Origin of the sequence: Stenotrophomonas sp. TWI1183 (genome assembly GCF_039673115.1) — a bacterium.
GTDB lineage: Bacteria > Pseudomonadota > Gammaproteobacteria > Xanthomonadales > Xanthomonadaceae > Stenotrophomonas > Stenotrophomonas maltophilia_AA.
Genome location: NZ_JBDJKZ010000014.1, coordinates 54,354 through 66,412 on the forward strand (window position 1 = coordinate 54,354; position 12,059 = coordinate 66,412).

At 67.7% G+C, this 12,059-nt stretch carries 10 protein-coding genes; 1 reads left to right on the forward strand and 9 read right to left on the reverse strand.

What is annotated here, in order from left to right:
* Positions 1–25 precede the first annotated feature (25 nt).
* From ABE434_RS13410 to rpmB, 7 genes are all read right to left on the reverse strand, one after another.
* The gene (locus ABE434_RS13410; RefSeq protein ID WP_346479188.1) at positions 26–580 is read right to left on the reverse strand and encodes a hypothetical protein; all 555 of its coding nucleotides are present in this window, start codon (positions 578–580) and stop codon (positions 26–28) included.
* A gap of 141 nt (positions 581–721) precedes the next feature.
* Positions 722–1,048: a low molecular weight protein tyrosine phosphatase family protein gene (locus ABE434_RS13415; protein WP_346479189.1), complete on the reverse strand. Its 327-nt coding sequence runs from the start codon at positions 1,046–1,048 to the stop codon at positions 722–724.
* Between the two features lie 15 nt (positions 1,049–1,063).
* On the reverse strand, positions 1,064–3,253 hold the full coding sequence (uvrD, locus tag ABE434_RS13420; RefSeq protein WP_346479190.1) for a DNA helicase II: 2,190 nt from the start codon (positions 3,251–3,253) through the stop codon (positions 1,064–1,066).
* A 63-nt stretch (positions 3,254–3,316) separates the two neighbouring features.
* Entirely contained in the window at positions 3,317–4,708 is a 1,392-nt protein-coding gene (locus tag ABE434_RS13425) for an FAD/NAD(P)-binding protein (protein ID WP_346479216.1), read from the reverse strand.
* A 36-nt stretch (positions 4,709–4,744) separates the two neighbouring features.
* Positions 4,745–6,163, reverse strand: a complete 1,419-nt coding sequence (cls, locus tag ABE434_RS13430) for a cardiolipin synthase (RefSeq protein WP_346479191.1) — start codon at positions 6,161–6,163, stop codon at positions 4,745–4,747.
* 154 nt (positions 6,164–6,317) lie between these two features.
* On the reverse strand, positions 6,318–6,485 hold the full coding sequence (gene rpmG, locus ABE434_RS13435) for a 50S ribosomal protein L33 (protein ID WP_172407465.1): 168 nt from the start codon (positions 6,483–6,485) through the stop codon (positions 6,318–6,320).
* A gap of 10 nt (positions 6,486–6,495) precedes the next feature.
* On the reverse strand, positions 6,496–6,732 hold the full coding sequence (gene rpmB / locus ABE434_RS13440; RefSeq protein WP_019185625.1) for a 50S ribosomal protein L28: 237 nt from the start codon (positions 6,730–6,732) through the stop codon (positions 6,496–6,498).
* Positions 6,733–7,049: 317 nt separating this feature from the next.
* Here rpmB and ABE434_RS13445 point away from each other — a divergent pair, with 317 nt between their 5' ends.
* On the forward strand, positions 7,050–8,300 hold the full coding sequence (locus tag ABE434_RS13445) for a glycosyltransferase (RefSeq protein WP_346479192.1): 1,251 nt from the start codon (positions 7,050–7,052) through the stop codon (positions 8,298–8,300).
* Between the two features lie 70 nt (positions 8,301–8,370).
* Here the strand turns inward: ABE434_RS13445 and ABE434_RS13450 are convergent, their stop codons facing one another.
* Positions 8,371–8,556, reverse strand: coding sequence for a hypothetical protein (locus tag ABE434_RS13450; RefSeq protein ID WP_346479193.1), 186 nt, complete (start codon positions 8,554–8,556; stop codon positions 8,371–8,373).
* 327 nt (positions 8,557–8,883) lie between these two features.
* Entirely contained in the window at positions 8,884–12,057 is a 3,174-nt protein-coding gene (locus ABE434_RS13455; protein WP_346479194.1) for a CusA/CzcA family heavy metal efflux RND transporter, read from the reverse strand.
* Positions 12,058–12,059 lie beyond the last annotated feature (2 nt).

Below are 12,059 nucleotides of genomic sequence, written 5' to 3' on the forward strand. Positions count from 1 at the left end.
GGCAGGCCACGCGCCGGACGGCTGATCAGGCGGTACGCACCACGCGTGCGCCCTGGCACAGCGGGTAGCTCGCCAGCAGATCGGCGATGCGCGCGTGCAGGGTGTCGAACGAGGCGCCATACAGATACAGCGCGGTCTCGGTCGGGCCCTGCCACCAGCTGCAGATCTCGCCGTGGCCGTCGATGCGCTCGACGATCTGCTCGAACACATGGTTCGAATCGCACTGCTCGTAGACCTCGTCCGGCAGATCGGTGCCGTTGAGATACAAGGCCAGGCCTTCGGTAACGCCGAACGGTTGATCGGGAGCGCCTTCGCGCTGGATCAGCGAACCCTTCGGCGCACCCAGCTGCTCCAGCAGTTCGATCACGCCGGGCAGCGAGGCCGGATCGTTCAACGCGATCTCGATATCGCCGTAATCCACTTCACCTTCTTCGCTCAGCGCGGTGCCACCGCCGGTGATCTCACCCAGCTCGGCACTGCCCAGCAGCGCATCCAGCGGGTCTTCGAACAGCTCATGGCGATGCTCGGGCTGGAGCCTGGCGTTCAATTTGACGGTGAGGTGCAGCGGCGAATCGGTCATGGCGGGGGCCTGTTCGAAGAGGGTGACGCCATTGTAGTGCCGGCCGCTGGCCGGCTCCCGACACCGCCACAGTAAAGCGCAGCCGGCCAGCGGCCGGCACTACCGATGACGTCGGCGCATCCGCCGGGCGCCTGCCTCGGCTCACCGCAGCAGCGGTGGCACCTTGGCCTGCAGCAAGGCAACCAGCGCAGGTGCCATGAACGCGTAATCGTCCGGAATATCCAGGCACACGATGCGCTTGCCTCCGAGCCAGCGCTGGAAGCGGCTGGCCAACCGGCTGCGGTGAGCGCGCTCCATCACGACGATCAGATCGGCCCACTGCAGCAGTTCGGGACTGACAGGTACGTCGGCATCGGGCTTGAGACCCGCAGAAGCGGTCTCGACGCCCGGCCAATCGGCAAACACCTGCTCAGCGGTCGGGCTGCGCAGGCGGTTCTGGCTGCAGATGAAGAGCACGTGGCGCGTCATCCGTGACACACCTGCTCAGAGCACCGTCAAATTGGCGTACGCCATCACCAGCCACTTGCTGCCGGCCTCGATGAATTCGACCTGCACGCGGGCGTGCTGGCCGCTGCCTTCGTAGTCGGTGACCATGCCTTCGCCGAACTTGGGATGGTTGACCATCGCGCCCAGCTTGAGCGGCGGTGCTTCCAGCGCCGCATGGCCCATCACCCGGTTGGCGCCGAGCGAGGTGCCGCGCGAGACCTGCACCTTCGGGCGTACTTCGTTCACCAGCTCACGCGGGATTTCGCGCAGGAAGCGCGAGGGCACGTTGTAGTTGTCCTGGCCGTGGATGCGGCGCGATTCGGCATAGCAGAGCACCAGCTTCTGGCGCGCGCGGGTGATGCCCACGTAGGCCAGGCGACGCTCTTCTTCCAGCCGGCCGCTTTCTTCCAGCGAACGTGCACTCGGGAACAGGCCGTCTTCCATGCCGGCCAGGAACACCAGCGGGAACTCCAGGCCCTTGGCGGCGTGCAGCGTCATCAGCTGTACGCCCTCTTCGCCGGCCTGGGCCTGGCCTTCGCCGGCCTCCAGCGAGGCGTAGGCGAGGAACGCGACCAGCTCGCTCATGTCCTGGGTTTCTTCGACATCGTCTTCGCGACGGACGAAGCGCGAGGCCACCGAGACCAGTTCGTCCAGGTTGTCCGCGCGCGATTCCGAATCCAGCGCGTTGCGGCTTTCCTTGGACCAATGCTCGCGCAGGCCCGAGCGCACCAGCACGTGGTCGATGCGTTCGGCCAGCGTCATCTCGTCGGCTTCGGCCTGGAGCTGGTTGACCAGCACCAGGAAGCCGGCCAATGCGTTGCGTGCGCGCGCGGCGAGCGTATTGCCCTGGGTGGTCAGCATGGTGGCTTCCCACAGCGAGATCGCGTGGGAACGCGCCAAGCGGCGCACTTCATCCAGGGTGCGGTCGCCGATGCCACGCGTCGGCGTGTTGACCGCGCGCTCGAATGCCGCGTCATCGTTGCGGTTGGTCATCAACCGCAGGTACGCCAGCGCATCCTTGATTTCAGCGCGCTCGAAGAAGCGCATGCCGCCGTACACGCGGTACGGCACCTGCTCGGAGAGCAGCGCTTCTTCGAAGGCACGCGACTGCGCGTTGCTGCGGTAGAGCACGGCGACGTCGCCGTAGCTGCCGCCATCGCGCACCCACTGGCGCGCGCGCTCGACCACGTAACGCGCCTCGTCCATCTCGTTGTAGGCCGCGTACAGATCGATCGGGTCACCGTCGCCGCTGTCGGTCCACAACTCCTTGCCGATACGGTCCGGGTTGTGCGCGATCACCGCGTTGGCGGCGCCGAGGATGTTGGCGGTGGAGCGGTAGTTCTGCTCCAGGCGCACGGTCTGCGCGCCCGGGAAATCCTTGAGGAAGCGCTGGACGTTCTCGACCTTGGCGCCGCGCCAGCCATAGATGGCCTGGTCGTCATCGCCGACCACGAACACGTGGCCGGTATCGCCGGCCAGCACGCGCACGAAGGCGTACTGGATGGCGTTGGTGTCCTGGAACTCGTCCACCAGGATTTCGCGGAAGCGCGAGCGGTAGTGGGCCAGCAGCGCCGGGTTGTCGCGCAGCAGTTCATGCGCGCGCAGCAGCAGCTCGGCGAAATCGACCAGGCCGGCGCGATCGCAGCGCTCCTGATAGGCGATATACGCCTGGCGCATGGTTTCCAGCCACGCGTCATGGGGCTCGGGCTGGATATGCTGCGGGCGACGGCCCTCATCCTTCTGCTCGTTGATCCACCACGCGATCTGCTTCGGCGGGAACTTGCCGTCGTCGATCTCCAGCTGCTGGACCACGCGCTTGACCAGCCGCAGCTGGTCGTCCGAATCCAGCACCTGGAAGCTGTCGGGCAGCTTGGCGTCCTGGTAGTGCAGACGCAGGAGGCGGTGGGCCAGGCCGTGGAAGGTGCCGATCCAGGCGCCACGGCTGCCCTGCGGCAGCTGCAGGTCGATGCGGTGACGCATCTCGCCGGCGGCCTTGTTGGTGAAGGTCACCGCAAAAATGCCATGGGTCGGCACGCCGCAGACTTCATTGAGCCAGGCGATGCGGTGGATAAGCACGCGGGTCTTGCCGGAACCGGCACCGGCAAGCACCAGATGGTGGCCGGGCGGGGCGGACACAGCTTCGCGCTGGGCGGGGTTCAACCCGTCGAGCAAGTGGGAAACATCCATGTCCCCATTTTACCCTCGGGCGGGTCGCTCCGGGCCGTTACCCGGCGCCCGGATCGAACGGGTTCAGCCGCGCGCGGCCCGCTCGGCCTGCCCGCGCAGCTCCGGGATCGCCAGGCTCTCCCACAGGGTGCCGATGCGCAGGCTGCCGACCACCCGGATCGCCGGCTGCGGCTGGCCATGTCCATCGATCAGGCCGCCCTCTTCCACCGTCGTATCCAGGCCGAGGCCATGCGGACCCGGGCGCGCATGGCCGTCGGCCAGCAGCTGCCGGATCAGCGGATTGCGCATGGACAGCGCGCGGGTCTCCACGCCGGTGGCGTTGATCACCGCCGCCACGGTCAGCGGTGGGAGCCCGCTGCCCGGGCTCCGCCCGTGCAGCTGCAGCCCGGTTTCCTGCACCAGCACCGTGTCCAGCCGAGCGCGGTGGCGCTGCAGCTGGCCGCTGCGCTCCAGCTCGGCGACCTGGGCATGCACCGATTCGGCGATGCGGTGGCGGTGCACGTCCCAATAGCGCACCACGTGGCGCAGGAAGCGGCGCTGGTCCCCCTCGCCCAGGCTCAACCACAACGCCTGGCCCATCGGCCGGATGCGGTCCATCACGCTCTGCCACGGGATGCCCTGGGCGACCGCCGCGCGGGCCTGCCCGCGCAGTTCGCGCACGCGCTGGCGCAGCGGCATCGCCAACAGCGGCTGCGGATCGAAGCTGACCGCCGCGCCGTGGGCGTGTGGCAACGGCAGCAGCGCGTGGCGCGACAGGACGAAGATGCGCCCACGGTGCCCGGCGGCGGCCAGCGCGACCACGCTGTCGGCCATGCTCAGGCCGGAGCCGATGATGGCCAGATCGTCATCGCCGGCCAGCACGCGTACGCCGTCGTAGTCCCAGGCTTCCACCACCTGCGCGGGCGGCAGGGCATCGGCACCGGCAACCGGCAGCGGGCGCATGCTGTTGCCGCAGGCCAGCACCACCCGCCGCGCGCTCCAGGTCATGTCGTCATCCAGCCGCAACTGCACGCCGTGTGCATCGGGCTGCAGCGCGAAGACCGGCTGTTCAACCACCTCCAGCGCCGCCGCGCTGTGCGCGCGCGCCTGCTCCAGCCGGGCGCGCAGGTAGGCGGCATAGTGGCGGCGCGGCACGAACTGGTCCGCGAGTACCGCGCGCGGCACGTCGGGAACCGCATCGCTGTCGAGCAGGTAATCGAGGAAATCCGCGGGCTGATCCGGCAGCGCGCTCATCTTGCCGGCCGGCACGTTCAGCAGGTGCTCCGGCCACGGCGTGGCGTAGGCGATGCCTTCGGCCAGGACCGAGGCCGGCTCGAACAGCACGATGCGTGACGGCCGGGTTGCATGGCGCAGGGCCTGCAGCGCGACGAGGACGCCGGCAGCGCCGCCGCCGACGATGGCCAGATCACACTGGCGGTGGGTATCGGACGCAGTCATGCCCGGATTGTAGGCGATGCGCGTGGATCGGCCGTCCACGTGCGTCACAGCGCACTACATCAACGCATCGGCCAGCCGCGCGATCCCTTCGCGGCTGCGCTTCCATGCCGGTCGCTGGCGCCACGTCGCCAGGTCCAGTGGGTGCGCGTGTTCGAGATAGTCGGCTTCGATCTGCGCCAGCTGGCGCACCATGCCAGCGTCATAGCAGAGCATGCCGATCTCGGCATTGAGCGCGAACGAGCGGATGTCGAGATTGATCGAGCCGACCAGGGCGATGTCCTCATCGACGGTCAGGTGCTTGGCATGCAGGAAGTGTGGCGCGTACAGCGCGATCCGCACGCCGCTGCGCAGCAGTTCATCGTAGTACGCCTCCTGTGCCCACGAGGTCAGCCGCTGGTTGGTGCTGGCCGAGAGGATCAGCTGCACCTGCACGCCGGACAACGCCGCGATGCGCAGCGCACTCAGGGTCGCTTCGTCCGGCACGAAATACGGCGTGACCAGCACTATGCGCCGCCGCGCCAGATGGATCAGCGCGTTGACCGCATCGCGCGCATTGCTGAAGGGATACGCCGGGCCACTGGGCAGCAGCTGGGTCGGCACGTCGGCCGAGCACACCCGCACCGCGGTGAGTACGTCCAGGCGCTGCCCGGTTTCCATGTACCAGTCGCTGGCGAACACCGCTTCCAGATGCGCCACCACCGGCCCGCGCACGCGCGCCACCAGCTCCTTGTTGGGGTAGCCGGCGACGAACTGCGGCCCCGCCAGGTTCTGCGAGCCGATATAGCCGACGCGGTTGTCGATCACCGCGATCTTGCGGTGGTTGCGCAGGTCCATGCGGCCGCTGCGGCGCCAGCGCAGGCCGCCGGGCAGCATCGCGCGCACGTCCACGCCGAGCGCCTGCAGGCGGCGCCGATAGTGGCGCAGCCCGCGCTTGGCACCGACCGCATCGAGCAGCAACCGGCAGTGCACTCCACGTGCCGCGGCCCGCTGCAGCGCCTGCACGATGGCCTCGCCGACCGCATCGTCGAACATCAGGTAGTAGAGCAGGTGCACGCGCTCGCGCGCCTGGTCGATGTCCTCGATCAGTGCCTGCAGCGAGGCGTCGTAATCGGTGAGCAGGTCCACCGCGTTGCCGTGGATGGGCATGAAATCGCCCTGGCGCTCGATCAGCGGCACGATTTCGGCGGTGGCGGTATCCGGTGGGGGCGTCCAGCGCAGCGGTGGCTGCAGGGCCTGCTCCTCGCGGATCACCTGGGACGCTTCGGCCTGGCGCTGCACGCGCTGGCGCGACAACCACGGATGGCCGAACAGCAGATATAGCGGCAGCCCGAGCAGCGGCACGAAGCCCACCAGCAGCAACCAGCTGCGTGCGGCACCGGGCGTGGTGCGGCTGGGAATCCAGAACAGCGCGGCCAGCCGGATCAGCCAATCCAGCATCAACAGCCACGAACCCAGCAGCCACTCGAACAGCATCGCGTCGCCCGTCGGGAGGGGAACCGCATTCTGCCATGGGCCGCTGCATGCAACCGGTGGTGCCGGGCGCTGGCCGGCTCCACGTATCGCCGGCCCATGAAAAAACCCGCCACGGGGGGCGGGTTTTTTCGGGAAGCTCAAGAATCCTTGCGGATTACTTGATCTTGCCTTCCTTGTACAGGACGTGCTTGCGCACGACCGGATCGTACTTCAGGAATTCCATCTTCCCGGGGGTGTTCTTCTTGTTCTTGTCCGTCGTGTAGAAGTGGCCAGTGTTGGCCGTCGAAATCAGACGGATCTTATCGCGCTTGCCTGCCATGATCGTTTACTCCTCAGACCTTTTCGCCGCGCGAACGCAGCTCAGCCAGAACGGAGTCGATACCGTTCTTGTCGATGGTGCGCAGGGCATGCGCGGAAACACGAAGCTTGACCCAGCGGTTCTCGCTGGCAACCCAGAAGCGGCGCTCGTGCAGGTTGGGCAGGAAACGACGACGGGTCTTGTTGTTGGCGTGCGAGACGTTGTTACCCGTCTGCACTCGCTTGCCGGAAACTTGGCATACGCGGGACATTGCGCACCTCGATAAAGTAGTTGTCAGCCCATAGCCCGGGCGACGGCGGCCTCGGCGGTTTCCCGCCACACGTCATGAGAATCAAAGGGTTACGCTGTCGAGGGCGGGCCGGATGACGTGTTCCCGGCCACCGATCCAAAGGTTTTTGGACACAGCGAGCCGCGCATTATGCCCGCTCCGGGGGCCTGCGGCAAGCTGGCCTGGCCCAGGCGCGCCATCCCGGTCCCGTGACAGCCCCTCCGCTAGGCTGCCCGGGCCTGCAACCCGGACGTGACGATGACCCCAGCGCCTTTGCTCTCCTTCCCCCGCGGCCTTTCATGAAGCTGCTCGCCCTGACCTACGGCACCGAAGGCGACACCCGCCCGCTGGTGATGCTCTGCCATGGATTGATCGCCGCAGGCCATGAGGTGCTGCTGCTGGCCGAGCGCGGCACGCTGGAGACCGCGCGCGAGCTGGGCGTCCCGCATGCCGCGCTGGAAGGCGACATCCATGACGAGGTGGTGGCATTGGTCTCGCGCGGCAACGCCCGGCTCGCCGCCTCGCGGGGGCTGGCGCGGATGGCGCAACGGCACGTGCCCGGATGGATGCGTCAGGCCGATGCCGCTGCCACCGGATGCGATGCGGTGCTGACCGGCGGGCTGGCCGCCTTCGTGGGCCTGACCGTGGCCGAACACCATGGGCTGCCGGTAATCGGCACGGGGATGATCCCGCTGACCCCGACCGCCGGCTTCCCCTCCCCGTTCCTGCCACGGCTGCGCCTGCCCGGCGCGCTCAATCGCCTCAGCTACACCTTGGTCAACCAGGCGGTGTGGCGGACCTTCCGCCGTCCGATCAACGCCGCGCGACGGGCATTGGGCATGCCGGGGCGCGCCTCCCCCTGGCGGGATCTGCCGATGCTGTACGGCATCTCGCCCAGCCTGCTGCCTCCCCCATCGGACTGGCCCGCCAATCACCGGATCTGCGGCCAGTGGCGCGCGCCCGAACGTGGCTGGCAGCCGCCGCCGGATCTGCAGGCCTTCCTGGACGCTGGCCCCGCGCCGGTCTACCTGGGGTTCGGCAGCATGACCGGCTTCGATCGCGACCACGTGCTGCCCGCGCTGCTGGCGGCATTGGCGCCGCGGCGGGTCCTGCTGTTCCCGGGCTGGGCCGGGCTGCCCAGCGCCCCGCTTCCGCCCAACGTGTTCGTGCTCGGGCCGACCCCACATGAAGCACTGTTCCCGCGCTGCGCGCTGGTCATCCACCACGGTGGCAGCGGCACCACGCATTCGGCCTGCCGGGCCGGGGTGCCGTCGCTGGTGATGCCGTTCGCCGCGGACCAGTTCTTCTGGGCGGACCGGCTGCAGCAGGTGGGCGTGGCAGCGGCGGCGCTGTCGCCGAAGCGGTTGGACGCCGGGACGCTGGGGCGGGCACTGGACTTCGTCGAGCACGCCGAAACGCGCGGACGGGCGGCTGCTCTGGGAAGGGCGATGGGCACGGAAGAGGGCGTGGCGGAAGCGGTCGATCTGATCCAGCAATGGCTGGCAGAAAACCGATCAGTGCTGAGTGGACGAGGCGGCACCAAGGTGTGACCCCGTCATTTGACCGCCACGGCAACGGGCTGCTGTAATGGCCCCACGACCCCGCCCTCGCCGTCGTCATTCAGTTGGCTAAACGGCTTGGGACGAAGAAACCGCCGAAAGGCGGTTTTTTCATGCCCGAAGGAACGTGCGCATGACTGAAACCACCGCCGTCTACGTTGATGGCTATAACTTCTACTATGGCCGGATCCGGGGAACGCCCTACAAGTGGATCGATGTTGTCAGGCTGTTCGAGCGTTTGGTGCATGAGCAGACGCCGACGTCACAGATGACGTTGGTCAGGTACTTCAGCGCGTTTTGCCTCGCCCGGTTTTCGACCCACGGCAATGCCTCCACGATCGCCCAGGACAGCTTCCTGCGTGGGCACGAAGTACGTCACGGAAGCCGCTTCCAGAAGACAATGGGAACCCACACGCATGATCGCAGCGGTACGAAGATGCCGCGGTATGTCGATGGGCAGGCCTTCAAACGGGCAGACAGGGTGAAGGTCTGGAAGCTCGAGGAAAAGCAGACGGATGTGAGCATTGCGCTGGCAGCCAGGTCCGCACGTTGCATCACGTGCGGACCTGGCCCTTCATACCGCGCCAGATTTCTTCCGATGCAGCCACCGGTACAGCACCGGCAGCACCAGCAGGGTCAGCAGCGTGGACGAGACGATGCCACCGATCACCACGGTCGCCAGCGGCCGCTGCACTTCCGAGCCGGCGCCCACGTTGAAGGCCATCGGCACGAAGCCGAGCGAGGCCACCAGCGCGGTCATCAGCACCGGGCGCAGGCGGCCCAGCGCACCGTCGCGTACCGCCTCCGGCAGCGGCATGCCGTGCTCGCGCAGGCTGCGGACGAAACTGATCATCACCAGCCCGTTGAGAACGGCCACGCCGGACAGCGCGATGAACCCAACGCCGGCCGAGATCGACAGCGGAATACCGCGCAGCGCCAGTGCGAGCACGCCGCCGGTCAGCGCCAGCGGCACGCCGCTGAACACGATGGCCGCATCCTTGACCGAGCCGAATGCCCAGAACAGCAGGGCGAAGATGATCGCCAATGTCACCGGCACCACGACCGACAGGCGCTGGCTGGCCGAGATCAGCTGCTCGAAGCTGCCGCCGTACTCGATCCAGTAGCCGTTGGGCACCTGCACATCCCGTCCGATCGCCTGCTGCAGGTCACCGACGAACCCGCCGAGATCGCGATCGCGCACGTTGGCGGTGACCACGATCCGGCGCTTGCCGTTCTCGCGGTTGATCTGGTTCGGCCCTTCGCTGTTGCTCAAGGTTGCCAGCTCACGCAACGGCACCGTGCGTGCACTGCCGCTGGTCCAGCTGCCCGCTCTGCTGGATTCATCGGCCGCATCCGCAAGCGCGGGCTCCAGCGACACCGGCAGGTCCGCCAGTGCGGCCGGGTCCTGGCGCAGCGCTTCAGGCAGGCGCACCACGATGTCGAAGCGGCGGTCGCCTTCGAACAACTGCCCTGCCACCTGCCCGCCCACCGCCGTGGCCACGGTCGACTGCACCTGCCCTGGATTCAGCCCATAGCCGGCCAACGCGGTGCGATTCGGGGTGACGGTCAGCAGCGGCAGCCCGCTGGTTTCCTCCACCCGCACGTCGGCCGCGCCCGGCACGGTGCCGGCCACCGCCGCGATGCGTTTGCCGACCGACAGCAGCGTGTCCAGGTCATCGCCGAACAACATCACCGCCACGTCGGCACGCACGCCGGAGATCAGCTCGTTGGTGCGCATCTGGATCGGCTGGGTGAACTCGTAGTTGTTGCCGGGCAGCTGCTCGACCGCTTCCTCCAGCTCGCCGAGAAGGGCCGCACGCGATTTGCGGGGATCCGGCCAGGCCTTGCGCGGTTTCATCATGATGAAGGTATCGGCCACCGAGGGCGGCATCGGATCGGAGGCGACCTCCGGCGTACCGATCTTGGAGAACACCTTGTCCACCTCGGCGAACTGCACCAGCCGGTTCTCGATCTGCTTCTGCATCTCGATCGACTGGGTCAGGCTGGTCCCGGGGATGCGCATCGCGTGCATGGCGACATCGCCTTCGTCCAGGTTCGGCACGAACTCGCTGCCCAGCCGCGTGGCCAGCAGACCGCAGCCGATCACCAGCACCAGCGCACCGCCGACCATCCAGCGGCCGCGACGCAGGGCGAACGCGAGCATCGGCTCGTAGCGCCGGCGCACCCACGCCATCAGGCGGTTCTCCTTTTCCTGCACACGTCCCCCGAGGAACAGTGCGATCGCGGCGGGAACGAAGGTCAGCGCCAGCACCATCGCACCGGTCAGGGCCAGCACCACGGTGATCGCCATCGGGTGGAACATTTTTCCTTCCACCCCGGTAAGCGCGAAGATCGGCAGGTACACCGCGGTGATGATGCCCAGCCCGAACAGGCTGGGGCGGATCACCTCGGCCGTCGCGCTGGCGGTTTCGGCGAAGCGTTCTTCGCGGGTCATGTCGCGGCCGAGCACATGCTGGCGTTCGCCGAAGCGGCGCAGGCAGTTCTCGATGATGATCACCGCCCCGTCGACGATCAGGCCGAAGTCCAGCGCGCCCAGGCTCATCAGGTTGGCCGACACACCGCCGCGGGCCATGCCGGTCAGCGTGAACAGCATCGCCAGCGGAATCACCGCCGCGGTGATCAGCGCCGCACGGAAATTGCCGAGCAGCAGGAACAGCACCACGATCACCAGCAAGGCGCCTTCGATCAGGTTCTTTGCGACCGTCTCGATGGTGCGGTCCACCAGCGCGGTGCGGTCGTAGCTGGCGGTGACGGTGACGCCCTCGGGCAGGCTGGCCTGCGCCTGCTGCAGGCGCGCCGCCGCGGCCTGGGCGACGTCGCGGCTGTTGGCCCCGATCAGCATCACCACGGTGCCCATCACTACTTCATGGCCGTTCTGGGTGGCCGCGCCGCTGCGCAGCTCCGGTCCGTCCTGCACCTGGGCGACGTCGTGCACGTGGATCGGCACGCCTTCGCGGCGGGCCAGCACGATGTTGCCGATCTCCTCCAGGTTGGCGACCTGGCCGGGAATGCGCACCAGGAACTGCTGGCCGTTGCGTTCGATGTAACCGGCGCCGACGTTCTGGTTGTTGGTCTCCACCGCCTGCGCGACGTCTTCCAGCGTGAAGCCCAGCGCGCGCAGCCGGGCCGGGTCGGGGGTGATGTGCACCTGCCGCTGGAAGCCACCGATGGTGTTGACCTCGGTCACGCCGGGCACGTTGCGCAGCTGCGGCCGGATCACCCAGTCCTGCAGGGTGCGCAGGTCGGTGGCGGTGTACGCCGTGCCATCGGCCCTGCGTGCCTTGGGATCGGCGTCGATGGTGTACATGAAGATTTCGCCGAGGCCGGTGGAGATCGGTCCCAGCTGTGGATCGAGGCCGTCCGGAATCTGCGACTTGACCTGCTGCAGGCGTTCGGCGACCTGTTGGCGCGCGAAGTAGATGTCGGTGCCGTCCTTGAACACCACGGTCACCTGCGAGAGCCCGTAGCGCGACAGCGAACGCGCCTGCTCCATGGCCGGCAGGCCGGCCATCACCGTTTCTACCGGGTAGGTGATGCGTTGCTCGGTCTCCAGCGGCGAATAGCCGGGGGCGGCGGTGTTGATCTGCACCTGGACGTTGGTGATGTCCGGGGTGGCGTCGATCGGCAGCCGGGTGAAGCTCCAGCTGCCGATCACGATCAGCACCAACGTCAGGGCCATCATCAACCAGCGATGGGCGATGGCGGCGCGGATGATGCGCTCAAGCATGG